This window comes from Changpingibacter yushuensis, from assembly GCF_014041995.1.
Lineage (GTDB): Bacteria > Actinomycetota > Actinomycetes > Actinomycetales > Actinomycetaceae > Changpingibacter > Changpingibacter yushuensis.
Window position 1 is genome coordinate 1,128,830 of the sequence record NZ_CP059492.1, and the last position, 15,571, is coordinate 1,144,400.

11 protein-coding genes are annotated in these 15,571 nt (G+C 58.3%); 6 read left to right on the forward strand and 5 right to left on the reverse strand.

Annotated elements, in window-relative coordinates; translation table 11 throughout:
* Positions 1-12: 12 nt before the first annotated feature.
* The 4 genes from cydC to H2O17_RS04925 all read right to left on the reverse strand — a co-directional run bounded on the left by cydC (position 13) and on the right by H2O17_RS04925 (position 6,135).
* On the reverse strand, positions 13-1,755 hold the full coding sequence (gene cydC, locus H2O17_RS04910; protein WP_182050673.1) for a thiol reductant ABC exporter subunit CydC: 1,743 nt from the start codon (positions 1,753-1,755) through the stop codon (positions 13-15).
* Complete coding sequence (gene cydD / locus H2O17_RS04915; protein ID WP_182050675.1) at positions 1,752-3,404, reverse strand: thiol reductant ABC exporter subunit CydD; 1,653 nt, start codon at positions 3,402-3,404, stop codon at positions 1,752-1,754. Before cydD ends, cydC begins: the two co-directional genes overlap by 4 nt.
* 120 nt (positions 3,405-3,524) lie before the next feature.
* A complete protein-coding gene (cydB, locus tag H2O17_RS04920; protein WP_182050677.1) occupies positions 3,525-4,655 on the reverse strand; it encodes a cytochrome d ubiquinol oxidase subunit II in 1,131 nt (376 codons plus the stop codon).
* 13 nt (positions 4,656-4,668) lie between these two features.
* Positions 4,669-6,135, reverse strand: coding sequence for a cytochrome ubiquinol oxidase subunit I (locus tag H2O17_RS04925; RefSeq protein ID WP_182050679.1), 1,467 nt, complete (start codon positions 6,133-6,135; stop codon positions 4,669-4,671).
* A gap of 953 nt (positions 6,136-7,088) precedes the next feature.
* On the opposite strand from H2O17_RS04925, the gene H2O17_RS04930 reads away from it, so the two are divergent.
* The 6 genes from H2O17_RS04930 (at position 7,089) to H2O17_RS04955 (ending at position 14,872) form a co-directional block, all read left to right on the forward strand.
* Positions 7,089-9,917: an Rne/Rng family ribonuclease gene (locus H2O17_RS04930; protein ID WP_182050681.1), complete on the forward strand. Its 2,829-nt coding sequence runs from the start codon at positions 7,089-7,091 to the stop codon at positions 9,915-9,917.
* A 199-nt stretch (positions 9,918-10,116) separates the two neighbouring features.
* Positions 10,117-10,434 (forward strand): 50S ribosomal protein L21, encoded by a 318-nt coding sequence (rplU, locus tag H2O17_RS04935; RefSeq protein ID WP_182050683.1) that lies wholly within the window; start codon positions 10,117-10,119, stop codon positions 10,432-10,434.
* A 63-nt stretch (positions 10,435-10,497) separates the two neighbouring features.
* Positions 10,498-10,755, forward strand: a complete 258-nt coding sequence (gene rpmA, locus H2O17_RS04940; RefSeq protein WP_182050685.1) for a 50S ribosomal protein L27 — start codon at positions 10,498-10,500, stop codon at positions 10,753-10,755.
* Between the two features lie 116 nt (positions 10,756-10,871).
* A complete protein-coding gene (gene obgE / locus H2O17_RS04945) occupies positions 10,872-12,392 on the forward strand; it encodes a GTPase ObgE (protein WP_182050687.1) in 1,521 nt (506 codons plus the stop codon).
* Between the two features lie 53 nt (positions 12,393-12,445).
* A complete protein-coding gene (proB, locus tag H2O17_RS04950; RefSeq protein ID WP_182050689.1) occupies positions 12,446-13,552 on the forward strand; it encodes a glutamate 5-kinase in 1,107 nt (368 codons plus the stop codon).
* Positions 13,553-13,951: 399 nt separating this feature from the next.
* Positions 13,952-14,872 (forward strand): LLM class oxidoreductase, encoded by a 921-nt coding sequence (locus H2O17_RS04955; RefSeq protein ID WP_182050691.1) that lies wholly within the window; start codon positions 13,952-13,954, stop codon positions 14,870-14,872.
* Positions 14,873-14,985: 113 nt separating this feature from the next.
* Here the strand turns inward: H2O17_RS04955 and trxA are convergent, their stop codons facing one another.
* Positions 14,986-15,357 carry a thioredoxin gene (gene trxA, locus H2O17_RS04960; protein ID WP_182050693.1) on the reverse strand — a complete coding sequence of 124 codons (372 nt, stop codon included), beginning with the start codon at positions 15,355-15,357 and terminating at the stop codon, positions 14,986-14,988.
* Between the last annotated feature and the right edge of the window lie 214 nt (positions 15,358-15,571).

Here is a 15,571-nt window from a genome sequence, read left to right on the forward strand (position 1 = left end):
TCGGCATTCTTCCTAGGATTCGCGGCGAGTGGACCAACGGTACTCGGGAACTGTCGCCATCAGTTCCTCGTGAGTTCCGGCTGCTGCCACAACCGTTTCGCCGTCCTTTTCGGATAGGACGACGACGCGATCGGCCACGTCCAGAGGTGTGAGCCGATGGGTCACGAGGATGACGGTGCGATCACCGCCCAAAGCAAGAAGATCCCGGATCAGCCTATCAGCGGTCTCTCCATCAAGATGCTCACCTGGTTCGTCGAGCAGAAGAAAATCTGCTCGAGAGGCAAGAGCACGTGCCATAAGCAGGCGGCGGCGTTCACCGCCGGAGATGTTGGCTGCATTCTCACCTAGCATGGTGTTGATACCTTGCGGAAGCTCGGAGAGCCATTGGGATAGCCCGACTCTCCCTAGAAGTTCTGTGGCTTCCTCCTCCGAAACGTCTCCGCGCGCCACTCGGATGTTCTCCAGAACGGTAGTCTCAAACACATGAGCGTCCTCGGCCGTAAGGGTGAGGACGTTTGAGACTTCCGTGCGCGTCAGGCGCGAGATCTCCTTGCCGTCAATTCGTACCGATCCACTATGAGGATGGAGCATTCCAGCCAAGGTGTAGAGCAGCGTGGACTTGCCGATACCTGAGGGTCCAACGATGGCAAGAGTTTGGCCGCGTTGAATGTTGATCGTCAGTGGGCCCGCGATGCTCGGAGCGTCTGGCCACCCTATGACCAGTTCATCCACAACAAGGCCGGTCTCTTCATGGTCAGGTGGTGTTGCGGGAAGGGCGTGCTTGGCCTCGGCGGTGTCAATCAGATCAAGGATCCGGGCAGCAGCTCCCGAGGAGCGAACAAGTTGAACAGCTGCCATTGCCATGACTTGAGTGGCTTCAAATGCGGCGAGCGGGGTAAGGACCACTACGGCGAGCTCCACGCCGGTTAGGGTTCCCGCTGCCACTTGTTGGCTGCCAATGAGAAGTGCGCCGATGACCGCGATGCCCATGGCTCCGAGGTCGATAGCGGCGGCCAGCGCCGTGGGTCGGGCGGCTGAGTCGCGATTCTTGAAGATTCTGCGTTCGGTTGCCGCGGTGGCCGCTTCCATGGAGTTGAGACGTCCGGAGATGCGAAGCTCAGATGCGGATTCGAGCATCGCAAGTGACTGGGCAGAAAGCTCGGCTCGGTCCACAATCTGTGCGGACTCGGCCATGCTGGCGCCTCGCACGGCAAAGAGAGGCCCAACCAGCCCGGAAAGAAGCAGGCACACGAGCAATAGCGCCCCGATCATGGGGGAGAGCGCGCCCACAATCCCCACAGAAAGCATGGAGACCGCCAGCGCCACCGCAGCTGGCATGAGAGCTCTAACCACCAAGTCTCCCACGGTATCGATATCCTTCCCTGTGCGGGCAAGGAGGTCACCGCGGCGAATGGATGTGACTACGTCAGTGTCTGAATCAGCGAGCGAATCATATACAGAAGTGCGCAAGCTGGACATGCCGTAGAGTGCCACCCGGTGGGAGGCGATGCGATTCACGTATCGGAACACGGCCTTTCCTATACCCAGCGCACGCACCGCTGTAGTGGCGACCGCAAGGTCCAGCACTGGTGGCATCTGCGATGCGCGGGCGATGAGCCAAGCGGATACCGCCGCCAGCCCTACAGAACATCCGAGGCCCGCGGCACCCGCCATCACCGACCAGAAGAAACCAGCTTTGTCCATCTGAAGGAGCTTGATCGCCCGGCGAACGGCGCGTGTATCAACCTTTGTCATTTGGTCACCTCCGTGTGGTCCGCAGAGACTGTGATGACATGGTCCGCCACATCCAAGATCGCTGCGCGGTGGGCGATGACCAGTACTGTGTGGCCTTGATCGCGCAAAGCCTGAACTGTCTGTGAGACATACTGCTCACTGACGGCGTCTAGGTGAGCTGACGGTTCATCGAGCACCACCAAAGGACGTGCTTCTACGAGCGCCCGAGTAAGTGCGAGCCGTTGGCGCTGACCGACAGAAAGTCCAACTCCGCCTTGACCAACGAACGTATCCCAACCGTTCGCAAGCGCGGCGACGACGTCGGCGAATCCGGTCAGTTGTGATGCCTGCGCGAGTTCGGGGCCGAGTTCTGCGCCGATGTTCTCACGGAGTGTGCCTGGGACGATGACCGGGCGTTGTGGCACCCACGTCACCTGTCTCCACCAAGATTCTTGGTCGATGGAATCAAGTGGGATACCTGCTGCCGTGATGGCTCCCGAGGAAGGTTCGAGCAGTTTGAGCAGCACTGAGGCAGTGGTGGACTTTCCCGAACCTGAGGGCCCAGCAAGTGCAGTGATTTTTCCGGGCTCAATTGTTCCAGACAAACCGCACGGTGCGATCGTGGCGCGTCCGGGTGCGCGGACGTTGAGCTCGGAGATTTCGATCGTGCTGGTGGTGAGGTCGGGGGCTGGTGTAGTTCCAGAAACCACAGGGACTTCCTCATCCAAGATATCGAAGACTTGCGAGGATGCGGCAACGCCGTCAGCAGAGGCATGGAACTGTGAGCCGACCTCGCGCAATGGTCTGAATACCTCAGGCGTGAGCATGATGATGGCGAGTCCAGCGTAGAGGCCGATGTGGCCAGCAACGAGGCGGAGGCCCACTTCTACGGCCACAAGAGCAGTGGAGAGTGTTGCGAGAAACTCCAGTGCCGCGCCGGAAAGGAAAGCCACGTACAGGGTCTGCATGGTCTTTTCGGCGTAATCGTCACCAAGATCCTTAACTCGTTTGCGCGGTCCTTGCTCGCGGCCCAGCGCTTTGAGAGTAGTGAGGCCCGCCAACAGGTCAAGCAGTTGTTGACCAAGCTTCTGCATCGAAGCCAATCGGGATTCAGAGTAGCTCTGGGTCATGCGGCCAATGAGAATCATGAAGATCGGAATGAGTGGAATGCACACGATGATTGCGATCGCGCTCAGCCAGTCGAGGCTGAGGATGACAATCAGACTGATGGGTGTGACTGTGGCCGTGAGAATCAGCTGAGGCAAGAAGTTGACGAAGTAGGGTTCCAGATCGTCCAACGCGTCTGTAACTAAGGTAACGGTGGAGGAGGTGTGGCCGCGCGACAGCCAACGTTCGCCGACGTCGCCGGCGTGCCGAAGCACCTTGGTGCGTAGGTCTGCAATGACCTTAAGCGCGGCCCGATGGCCGAAGGCCTCCTGTACGTAGGTGATCACCAAACGCAGTGCAAACACACCGGCGAGAAACGCGATTAGGTGCGCGACTTCAGCGAATGTCTTATCTCCATCGATCACTGGGGCAACCGTGCCTGCAATGAGAAGAGACTGCGCGATGACCAAGACGGCGGAAAGCAATCCCGTGGCAACTAGAAGAATGATGTAGTTGCGAGCATCTTTGGCGTAGGTCAGCAGGCGGCGATCAAGTGGTTTCACAGGCTGTTATCTCCAAGTAGTGATGCGGCATTGCTTCATAACTCTGTCATGTGTTGCTGGTTGTTGCCAGAACACGACGGGCGCAGCCCAGAAGGACTGCGCCCGTCATGAGGTCTTCCATCAGACCGCGTCGAAGACGCGGATTTTCTTTGGATGAAGTCCGACACCCTCATCGGGGATCTCGGTTGCATCAATGCGTCGGGCAAATACCTTGTAAGCCCAGATGGTGTAGCCAAGCACGATCGGTACGAAGATGACCGCTGCGATCGTCATGATGGTTTGAGTTGGGGCGGTGGCCGAAGCTTGCGCCAAGCTGAGCGAATATGCCGGATCAATCGAGGACTTCATGGCGTCAGGGAACACTGCGCACCAGATGAAGACAACTGCCAAGGCGATTCCGACAAAGCTGGAGATGAATGCTTTGACTTCGCTGCCCTGAAGCACAAACACGTAGGCCAGCACCAGAGCGATGGCTGCCAGCACCAGAGGTACAAGTGAAACACCGGGGTTACTCGAGTAGGCGAGTTCTGCCCAAACTGCCCATGCCGCGACAATAACGATGGTCACGGGAAGGATCTTCTTAGCTACGGACTTCGCGCGAACACTCAGGTCGCCAGAGGTCTTGATAGCGATGAAGAGTGCTCCATGAGCGAGGAACAAGCTCAGAGTGACCAAGCCACCAAGGATGGTGAATGGTGTGAGAAGGGAGAAGAAGCCGCCGGTCAGCACGTGGACCTGGCCCGCGGTCAAACCTGTTGACACCTCGGAAGCGGGAATCGCTGTGAACACACCGTCAACGGTGGAACCCACTTCAATCTTCATTCCCTGGACAAGGTTGGCGAATGCAACGCCCCACAGGATGGAAACCACCCATGTGGCCACGGTGTGTGCCCAGTCCCAGAAGGTCCGCCACGCGTCGGTGTTGATGGTCTTGCGCCATTCAAGCGCAGCGATTCTCACAATGAGGCAGAGGAGGATTGCGACCAAGGCCAGATACATCCCGGAGAACATGGTGGCGTACCACCCCGGGAATGCGGCAAATGTTGCACCGCCAGCGGTGAGGACCCACACCTCATTTCCGTCCCAGTGCGGTCCGAGCGCGTTGAGCGTTGCCCGGCGTTCCTTCTCATTTCGGGGAAGAATCTTCAAGAGCATGCCAACGCCGAATCCGAATCCCTCAAGTGTGAGGTAGCCGGTCCACAGGACTCCGATCAGAATGAACCAGAGAAGCTGAATAAATGACAGATCCATGTTCCTTCTCCTCTCAGTAGACGAAGCTCATTGGAGCATCGACGTTGGAGTCGTACTCGACGACCTTTTTCTTAGTGTTGATACCTTCGAGTGCGTAGCGGCGGATCAATAAGAACCACACAACGCCCAGGGCCGTGTACAAGAGAGTAAACAACCCCATGGAGAGGACGATTGAGAACGCAGATACGTTGCCAGACACTCCGAGGTTGGTCAGCAGCATCACATCGTTCTGGCCCGGATTTACCACCCACGGCTGACGTCCCATTTCCGTGAGCAACCAGCCGGTAGAGGAAGCAATGAATGGAATCGGAATCATGAAGTTCGCAAATAGGCCGACCTTCTCAGATCGGTTGATCCGAGATCCCCGCAAGTACCAGAAACCCAAAAGCGAGAGACCAAAGAACAAGAAACCAATGCCAACCATGATGCGGAACGAATAGAACGTCACAGTCAGATTTGGACGGTAATCCTGATCCGGTCCGAAGACGTCAGCGTACTTTTCCTGAAGTTCGGCATTAACGTCATCCAACCCCTGGAGGAAGGAGGCCTCCCCAGAGAAGTGATTGGTAGCCATAAAGGATTCAACACCAGGAATGGGCAGAACCAGCTGAGCGCCATCGCACGAGCGTGTGTCCATGATGAGCGTCAGCTCATGAGCTTCGCCAGACTCACAGACTCCCATCATTGCGGCTGCCTTGGCCGGCTGAATTTCGACAACATGTTGCCCCATGATGTGCCCGGAGCCGATAAGGCCAATCGAAGCAATGAGCACTGATACTAAGCCAATGCGTGCAGCTGGCTTCCAGTAAGTACGCGCTTCCTCCTCATTTCCAGAAATGCGAACCGAACGTGCCATCCACCAAATGGAGAGGGCAGCTACCAGAGTTCCCGAAATGAGGAAAGCAGCGGAGATTGTGTGGGCAAATGTCAGGAGAGAAGTGGTACTAAACAGAACCTTCAGGAATCCGCCCATGCCGTCCAGTTCTGCGCGGCCGGTTTCTGGATTCACGATTGCACCCTCTGGGTACTGCATGAACGAATTGGCAGCCAGAATGAAGAATGCCGAGACCGCGGAACCAAGTGCGAAGAGCCAGATTGTGAGCGTGTGAACCTTTGGAGAGAGACGGCCCTTTCCGAATATCCACAGTCCGAGGAACGTGGACTCCAAGAAGAAGGCCAAGAGGGCTTCAAACGCGAGCGGAGCCCCGAAGATATCGCCGACGTAGCGCGAGTACTCCGACCAGTTCATGCCAAACTGGAACTCCTGGACGATGCCGGTTGCGACGCCGAGGGCGAAGTTGATGAGAAGGATCTTTCCGAAGAAATCTGTGACCTTCTGCCATTTGGGGTTTCCAGTCCGATATGCGGCTGTTTGCATAATCGCGACGAGCGTAGCGAGTCCGATTGTCAACGGCACCAATATGAAGTGGTAGACCGTGGTAATACCGAATTGCCACCGTGCGAGCTCGAGGGCTTCCACGTGAACACCTTTCGATCGAGCGAACGTTGAAGAGGACAATGCGATCGATGAACGAACCCGAAGTGGGACTCAGGTCCCACGATTCGGCCTGTGTAGAACCGTCTTGTTCTCGAAGTTGCTACGAACGGCGCACAGGTTCTTTTTAGGGATTCCGCGGAGCCAACGCAGCATGACATACCAATCTTGGCGCATTCTGAGTCTGCATTCCACCAGAATCGCGCTTTTTGTGAAGTTTAATCCTGAATTAGTCAAGAGAAAGCCAAAAGTGGAGCTACGGCCGTCATTTCGGAACGGTGCTCTGCACGTTCTCGCAGAGCAAGAGAGGTGTCTTGACAGTCCTCGTGCGGATAGGGAGCGGGCGGGGTGGCGATTGTGCCAACCCGAACCAAAGACGTCCACTCGCACAACAAAGACGTCCACTCGCACAACAAAGACGTCCACTCGCACAACAAAGACGTCCACTCGCACAACAAAGACGTCCACTCGCAAGAAGTGGGACAGACGTCCTATTGTCTCAAGGACAGTGTCACCAACGCGGGGTCTCTGCGTTACAGGGAAGCTCGGCTCAGTCCGTGTGGAGGTGGCCACAGTCGGCAAACGATGCAGATGAGCGTGGAGGTTCTGACGCTTCACGGTGGAACCACGGCCAGTTACGGATCGGCATATGCCGCCGATCACACCTGTAGCTCCACAATGGATGCCACGTTGCCCACGCTGAGTGTGTCAATAGACCGCACTTTGTTCATGTGCGAGAATAGACGCGGTGTTAGGTGTACCCGCATCACTTAACAGCCTGACGGTCTGATCCGATTCACTGTGCGCCGCTCATGCGCCGCCGCCGGTGGGGATATCGCCTCGGGTGTAAAGAGCTTTCCGCGGCAGAGCCGCGATTACATGGTCTAGATAGACACGTGGATGAGGGGCGTGGCCTATCTAGGCAGGAGTGTGTACGCATGGCTGATGAAGCCACGACGTCTGATCGGTCAACCGAACAGGCAACAAACGAATCCCAGCAGCCTTCGGCTGCCTCCGCGTCTGGTGAAACTGCTGCAAGTGCGAGGCCAAAGCGCAAGCCGGCAGCCCGCACCCGTAAGAAGGTTGAGCAGGTAACGCCAGATGTGTCCGATGCAGTCGCGCAATCGCTGGCAGAGCTCAAGATTGAGGCGCCTAAGCGCACAGTTAAGCGCCCTACGGCCCACATTGAGGACGCCGATGCCCTCCTAGAAGGCATCCAACCTCACGACGCTACGCCGGAGAAGTCTACAAGGGTCCGCAAGACGAAGGCTGCTGGCGCAACCAAGCAAGCAGTACCGGACTCTAGTGAGCAAGAGTCCAAGCCGAAGCGCACCCGCACCCGCAAAGCTAGCGTCTCTGCAGCAACGCCCGATGCGGACGTTCTCTTCACGTCGACTCCCGAACCCGCTGGCACTACTCCTGAACCTGCAGAAGTCCCAGCGATGACCGCACTCCTGTTCCAAGAGCCAGATGTGGCGCGCGCCCGGACACGCCGTCGGCCAGCGCGCACAGATGCAGCCCCCGCACTCACTGCGAAGAGTGAAGTCGACGAACCTAGTGGGGCAACCTCCGCCGAATCGGACAAGGCTTCCGTGGCTGAAGCTGAAGATGACTCCGCACAAGAATCCAGCCGCCGCAAGCGCGGATCTCGCGGTCGCCGCAAGACCTCCGAAGAAGTGGCTGAGCAGGCGCCCGAGGAACCCGCTGAGAACTCCTCCGCACAGGGTGAGGCCGAGGCCGCTGCATCAACCGATGTCTCGGAATCCGGAAGTGTGACGCGTCGTCGTCGTCGCCGCCGCTCCACCGAATCCTCTGATGAGGTTGCAGCGCCGAAGGGATCGACTCGCCTTGAAGCGAAACGGCAGCGCAGGAAGGAAGGGCGCGAGGCTGGCCGCCGCCGTCATTCCGTAACGGAATCTGAGTACCTCGCGCGCCGCGAATCGGTCAAGAGGGACATGCTGGTGCGTGAGCAAGACGGTCTCAACCAGATCGCAGTGCTTGAAGATGGCGTTCTGGTAGAGCACTACGTAGCTCGCCACACTCAGGTCTCAATGGTCGGAAACGTCTACTTGGGTCGCGTTCAGAACGTTCTGCCCTCCATGGAAGCCGCGTTTGTTGACATCGGAAAGGGCCGCAATGCCGTGCTCTACGCCGGTGAGGTCAACTGGGAAGCGGCCGGCATGGACGGCAAGCCGCGCCGAATTGAACAGGCTCTGAAGTCTGGCGATACCGTGCTGGTGCAGGTCACCAAGGACCCAATTGGGCACAAGGGTGCACGCCTGACGGCCCAGATCACGCTTGCGGGCCGCCACCTCGTTCTGGTTCCCTCCGGAGCAATGACCGGTATCTCCAGGAAGCTCCCGGAAAAGGAACGCCAGCGTCTGAAGAAGCTTCTTCGTGAAATTGTGCCGCCGGAACACGGCGTGATCGTTCGCACTGCTGCCGAAGGCGCCACCGAAGAGCAGCTGCGCGCAGACGTGGATCGGCTAACAAAGGCCTGGAACGACATCCAGCAGAAGTCCAAGAACTTCAAGTCGGCGCCGTCGCTCCTCAAGGGAGAACCTGAGCTGGCCGTGCGCGTGGTTCGCGATATCTTCAACGAAGATTTCCAGTCCCTCGTGGTTCAAGGCGACGAGGCGTGGTCTACCATCTCCGAATACGTCAGCGAGCTTTCACCGGAACTTTCGAGCAGGCTTTCGCACTGGACCAGCAGCAAGGACATCTTTGCTGAGCACCGCGTTGACGAACAGCTAGCCAAAGCGTTTGATCGCAAAGTGTGGCTGCCATCGGGTGGAACGCTCATCATCGACCGTACCGAAGCAATGACCGTCATTGACGTCAACACAGGCAAGTTCACCGGTGCTGGCGGCACGCTCGAAGAGACAGTCACTCGCAACAACCTGGAGGCGGCCGAAGAGATCGTCCGTCAACTGCGTCTTCGTGACATCGGTGGAATCATAGTGGTGGACTTCATCGATATGGTGCTCGAAGCGAACCGTGAGCTCGTTCTGCGCAGGCTCATTGAGTGTTTGGGGCGCGACCGCACCCGCCACCAAGTGGCTGAGGTAACCTCGCTGGGACTCATTCAGATGACCCGCAAGCGCGTTGGCCAAGGTTTGGTTGAAGCTTTCTCAACTCCATGTGAGGCCTGTGAAGGCCGCGGCTTTATCACCCATACGCACCCGGTTGAGCGCAACGATCAAGGTGCTGAAGTTCCCGTGCGCCGCAAGAACAAGCCAGTCAAGCAGCGTGAGACTCCTACTGAGCCAGCCGTTGTGGAAGAAGAATCCAAGCACGGTGAAGCGAAGGCGGCAATCAACTCGATTGCGGCAGCCGCGGCCAAGGGGCACGGCGAGCAGCCTGATGATGCGAACCACAGCACTGGTGGAGACGGCCGCGAGAATTTGGCGGGCGACGCTAGCGCCGATGCCACAACCGAAAGCGAATCCGAGGATAAGCCTGTAAACAGGCGAGGTAGCTCGCGGGGAGCCAAGAGCCGAAACTCGAATGCCGGTACGGGTAGCACCGGAAGGCAGACGCGCGGCAACGCGCGCCGAGGATCCAATCGCAGTTCGAATCCCGCCACCAGTATCGCTGCAGCGGATAATGCTTCCGTGAGCACCACAGCTCCAAACGGTGACGGTGAGAAGGCAGCAGGTTCTGCGGAGCCGGCGCGTGCGCGCCGCACGCGCCGCGTAAGCTCCTCAGGCACAATCACTCCGGGAGCCGGAGCAAGCGGGGCAATTCTCAGCTTCCCAGCTGAGTAAAGAGGCTAGGGCAATCTGAGCGAGTTGACCGGCGTGGCGCATCCCATACTCATGGGCCGCGTCCGGCGGCCCGGCGGACTTGCCCAAGCTCTGCCTCACCAAGTAATCTAAATAGTCGGCGCGCTGATTGAGTATCAAGCTCGGTGCGCCCAACAGTCAGAGCATCGCGCATCAGCGCGAGCAGCCGTAATCAACAGAGATGAGCAAGAACGTGGTTTACGCGATCGTCAAGGCCGGCGGCCGTCAAGAGAAGGTGTCCGTCGGGTCCGTCGTCGTCGTTGACAAGATGGAAGGACAGGCCGGCGATACCGTTGAGCTTGAGCCCATCATGCTCGTTGACGGTGACAAGGTCACCACGGCTGCCGATGGCATTTCAGCAAAGGTAACCGCCGAGGTCGTTCGGGACGATAAGGGCCCGAAGATTTCGATCATCAAGTACAAGAACAAGACGGGTTACCGCAAGCGTCAGGGTCACCGCCAGAAGCTGACCCGCCTCAAGGTCACCGGCATCAAGTGAGTCGTGGGACTGCATGGGCAGTCCCAACTCCGTCAACGCATCCAAAGAGAGCAGGTTTCGAAGATGGCACATAAGAAGGGCGCAAGCTCCTCACGCAACGGGCGCGATTCCAACGCGCAGCGCCTCGGTGTCAAGCGTTTCGGTGGTGAATCCGTCAAGGCTGGCGAGATCCTCGTCCGTCAGCGTGGCACCCACTTCCACCCAGGCATCAACGTAGGCCGCGGTAAGGACGATACTCTATTCGCTCTGTCCGCTGGCAACGTCCAGTTCGGCACTCGTCGTGACCGCAAGGTCATTGACATCGTTGTCGCAGAGGCCTGATAGGTTTCAGACTTTGAGGGGCGGAAGGCCATGCCTTCCGTCCCTTTTTGTTTCACAAGCACTCAATGTTGCTTCACAAGCACGTAATTCCAATCGTCACTTAGAGGAGACACCTCATGGCAAGCTTTGTTGATCGCGTGGTGCTGCACGTTGCAGCCGGAAACGGCGGCAACGGCTGCGCATCGGTGCATCGCGAGAAGTTCAAGCCGCTCGGCGGTCCAGATGGAGCAAATGGCGGAAACGGCGGCGACGTCGTCGTGGTGGTGGACCCTCAAGTGACCACTCTGCTGACCTACCACCATTCTCCTCACCAGAGTGCAGAATCGGGCGCTCAGGGCGCTGGGGATATGCGCATGGGCCGAAATGGTTCTGACCTTTTGGTACGCGTACCCTCTGGCACTGTGGTGAAGTCTCCAGAGGGCGATGTGCTCGCGGACCTCGTCACCGTGGGTGAGCGGTATGTGGCCGCTCGTGGCGGGCGTGGCGGTCTGGGCAATGCCGCGCTGGCTTCTCCCAAGCGCAAGGCTCCAGGCTTCGCGTTGCTGGGTGATGAAGGCGAAGTACGGGACATCGTTCTTGAACTGAAGTCGGTGGCTGATGTGGCCCTCGTGGGCTTCCCGAGCGCTGGCAAATCTTCGCTCATTGCGGCCATGTCGGCTGCCCGGCCCAAGATCGCCGATTATCCCTTCACAACGCTAATCCCGAACCTCGGTGTTGTTCAGGCAGGTGCAGAGCGTTACACGATAGCAGACGTCCCCGGTCTGATTCCTGGCGCCTCGGAAGGCAAGGGTCTTGGACTCGAGTTTTTGCGCCACATTGAACGTTGCGCGGTTATTGTGCACGTTCTTGACTGCGCCACGCTTGAGCCGGGCCGCGATCCACTTTCAGACCTCGACCTCATCGAATCGGAGCTTGCTGCGTACTCGGAGCAGCTACCGGTAGAAGAGGGCCGCGTCCCGCTCATGGAACGTCCACGGCTTGCCGTACTGAACAAGATTGATGTGCCCGAAGCTCGTGAGCTCGCAGAGTTCGTCAAAGAAGAACTGGAGGCTCGCGGCCTTCAGGTGTTCCTTGTCTCCGCTGTATCGCACGAGGGGCTTCGCGCACTTTCATTCTCACTTGCCTCAGCGGTGGCAGAAGCGCGATTGGCTGCCCCTGCACCAGAGGAAGCTCCTCGTGTTGTGCTGCGCCCGCGTTCGCGCAATCAGCAGGAGTTCACGATCCATCGCGCTTCACGTTCCGGTGAGGATTTCTTCGTCATTCGTGGCGACAAGCCGGAACGCTGGGTGCGTCAGACCAACTTCGATAACGACGAGGCCGTCGGTTACCTAGCTGACAAGCTCGACTCTCTTGGCATCGAGAAGGGACTTCTGGCAGCGGGCGCCCGAGCAGGCGACATGGTGGTGATTGGCCCGGAGGATACCGGCTACATCTTCGATTGGGAGCCCACCATGATGACCGGTGCTGAGCTGTTGGGTCCGCGCGGAACAGATCTGCGCTTGGATGAAAGCCAACGGCCCTCGCGCAGCGAACGCCGCAAGGAGTACAAGGACCGCATGGATGCCAAGACTGAAGCGCGCGATGCGTTGTGGACTGAGCGGCAAGCTGGCCACTGGACGGATCCTGGCGAGGAATAAAGGAATCGTGGACGTGGGGAGCCTTCACACCGTATTAGTGGCACTATTACGGTGTGAAGGCTCCACTGCTTAATCGTCATCTGCTTGGACAGGCCCGCCGCGTCGTAGTCAAGGTGGGCTCGTCGTCGTTGACTCTGCCAGATGGTAGCCTCAACTGGACTCAGCTGACTCACCTCACTTCTGTTCTGAGTGCTGCCCGTGAAAGGGGCCAGCAGGTGGTCCTTGTATCATCGGGAGCGGCCGCCGCTGGAGCGCCAGCACTGGGCCTGACAGGGCGCCCTCGTGAGATCCACATCTACCAAGCAGCATGCATGGTTGGACAGTCGCGGCTCATGGCTGCCTACGAACATGAGTTCCTCAAAGCGGGCATCACGATCGGCCAGATCCTTCTGACGGTTGAAGACGTGGTTAACCGGCGCCAATACTCAAATGCGCAGAGCGCATTGCGCACGCTTTTAGGCCTCGGAGTGATCCCGATTGTCAATGAGAATGACGCCGTCGCTACCGATGAACATCGCTTTGGCGACAACGATCGGTTGGCTGCTTTGACGGCCCATCTGGTGGACGCCGATGCACTGATTCTGCTCACAGATGTGGACGGATTGTATACTGCTCCACCGAAGTATTCCCAAGCTAGGCTCATCACTGAGGTCAACTCTCGCAAGGACCTCGAAAGCCTTGAGATTACGGGACGTGGCTCCGACGTCGGCACAGGTGGAATGCGCACCAAGGTTGACGCCGCCGAACTCGCATCTTCGGGCGGTGTGCCCGTTTTGTTGACGTCAGCGGAGAACGTGGGCACCGCGTTCGAATCCGGGAATGTGGGTACGTGGTTCAACCCTACGGGGCGGCGATCTTCGGCACGCCGGCTTTGGCTCGAACATGCCGCGCAGGTTCGTGGGCAGATCATTGTGGACGACGGCGCCGCGGCCGCCTTGCGCAAGCGCGGGGTTTCGTTGCTCCCAGTGGGAGTTGCAGCGGTGGCCGGCCGATTCGGTCCTGGCGATATGGTGGAGATTCGGGACATGACCGGGCACGCAATTGCGCGCGGCCTCTCAGGCTTTTCTTCAGAGGAACTGGTGCGAATTGCGGGGGACCGGGACGGCGCTCAGGGTATGAAGCCCGTGGTGCACGTCAACGATCTAGTTCGATTGAGCTGATCCTTAGGGCTTCTGGGCCCTTTACCCCTTTTGAGTGATATCGTCCACTGTTTGGTGCTGCCGTCTTGCCATTCGGACGATGGGGTGGTTAATCTAACCTCGTGCCCGCCACAAGCGGACATGCCCCGTCACGAGCGGGCCATTGTTCACACAGCATCGTGAAAAACCACGAGCTGCGTATGAAGGGATGAAAAGCCATGACGCATGTTATGTCATCACACATTGAGGATCATCGTGCGTCTGCGGTCATCGTATTTCTCGTGAACCACTTTCGAATGTGTAGGTAAATCTATACCTACTTACGTGCGTAGGTTCACAGCACGCTTCCTCCATAGCGCTAAGAGCGCTCCACGTGTTTTCCATAGCCTTTCAGGCCGACCCGTGAACGGATGAACGAATATGACAGTTCAACTGACCAGCCTAGATACCCCAACCACAGCAAGCCCAGCAGGAGTCGAACGCATGACCGATGCCTATATCGGCATCGATCTTACGATTCTGAGCGCGGCGTCCTCCGCCGATTATTCAAGTCTGGGTATGGACCTCCCCGTCGAGTTTGCTAGCTTCCCGAAGCTAGTCTCATGTGCAAGTGCGGCATGCTCAGGCGGCCTCGATCTGATTCTGCTTGCGAAGGAGTTCCAGATGCGCTGCGATCGAAGTGGCGGGTCTATGGACGCAGTTCGAACGATGGCCAGACTGACTGACACCGGTGCGGCAGGTTTTTCCGCAGAAGTTCCAACCGAGGCCCCCAAACTTGCCGAAGCGATTGGCCTTCTCTCACAGCAGCGTGACGGCTGGGGATCAATCGAGATTTCCTTGGATCACAGTAGCGATCTACGGGCACTCACTTCGTTCTCAACCGCAGCCCATGACGCAGGTATCCATGTCAGCGGCCGTATGAGCGCCGACGACGTTCTGCAGATGAACTTGACCGAGCTCACGGCTTTGGTTGACGCCGTTCGCCTCCAAACTGAGGATCCGCATGTAGCCCGGGAGTGCCGTTTTGCGTTGCGATCGGCGGCAGCAGAACAAGGCCGCAGCCTTGACGTTCTTGTCGATATGGGCGTGGTCATTTCTGGCAGTGCTAAGGCCGCAAGCGAACGCGCACTCCTCATTGAGGGAATCCAACAGAGGCCGCTGTTTGGCGGCAAGGCAAAGGCCGTTGGAACTGTTTACGACGTGGCAGATGCGGTAGAGAACTGGATTGGCTTGGGTGGAGCCGACGGCATCATCTTCATGCCAGCCTCCCTGCCAACTGATCTCGCATCGATCATCCGTGGAGTGCTTCCTCTGCTGAAGGCTCGCTCAGAGGTGAAGTAGCGGTTTAGTGCTGAGGTGACGAAATGGGCGGATGGTCTTGACCATCCGCCCATTTCAGTTCCACGGTGGGCGGACCGCAAACGGCCCGCCCACCGGTCAGCTCATCAGGCTGTTCAGTTAGCCTTCTTGGCTTCCTCTTCAGCAATCTGTGCACGGACAGCGTCCATGTCCAAAGCGTTGATCTGCGAGATAAGATCCTCGAGATCGTTGTGGCGCATGGCTCCCGCCTGCTGGAAGATCTGAATGCCATCGCGGAACGCCATGAGGGTTGGAATCGCTTGGACGTTGAACTCAGCTGCCAGTTGCTGGTTAGCGTCTGAATCAACCTTCCCGAAGGTGATATCTGTGTGGCTTTCAGAAGACTTCTCGAACACCGGGCCGAACTGGCGGCATGGGCCGCACCATGATGCCCAGAAGTCCAGAAGTACAGTGCCTTCCTTGACGCTCTCGTTGAAGTTTTCCTCGGTGATCTCGACTGTAGCCATTTCGCCCTTCCACGTTGTGTCCGGCCCCTTGGGGCCACATAGCTACCCGGCGTCTACCGGGTCTTGGGGAGGAACGCTTTGCTCAACCGAGGTATTCCCGCCCTCACGTGGGATCTCCAAGCTCAGCCCCTAGCGAATCATGAAGTCGTGCCACTGGCGTGGGTTGGACTGCGCGAAGCGTCGGTTGATCGGGCAGTCACGTGGATCGAGCCGC

Coding starts and splice junctions, on each gene's coding strand:
- trxA (WP_182050693.1), bottom strand. CDS start 15,357: ATGGCTACAGTCGAGATCACCGAGGAAAACTTCAACGAGAGCGTCAAG.
- rpmA (WP_182050685.1), top strand. CDS start 10,498: ATGGCACATAAGAAGGGCGCAAGCTCCTCACGCAACGGGCGCGATTCC.
- obgE (WP_182050687.1), top strand. CDS start 10,872: ATGGCAAGCTTTGTTGATCGCGTGGTGCTGCACGTTGCAGCCGGAAAC.
- cydC (WP_182050673.1), bottom strand. CDS start 1,755: ATGACAAAGGTTGATACACGCGCCGTTCGCCGGGCGATCAAGCTCCTT.
- cydB (WP_182050677.1), bottom strand. CDS start 4,655: ATGGATCTGTCATTTATTCAGCTTCTCTGGTTCATTCTGATCGGAGTC.
- H2O17_RS04930 (WP_182050681.1), top strand. CDS start 7,089: ATGGCTGATGAAGCCACGACGTCTGATCGGTCAACCGAACAGGCAACA.
- H2O17_RS04955 (WP_182050691.1), top strand. CDS start 13,952: ATGACAGTTCAACTGACCAGCCTAGATACCCCAACCACAGCAAGCCCA.
- rplU (WP_182050683.1), top strand. CDS start 10,117: ATGAGCAAGAACGTGGTTTACGCGATCGTCAAGGCCGGCGGCCGTCAA.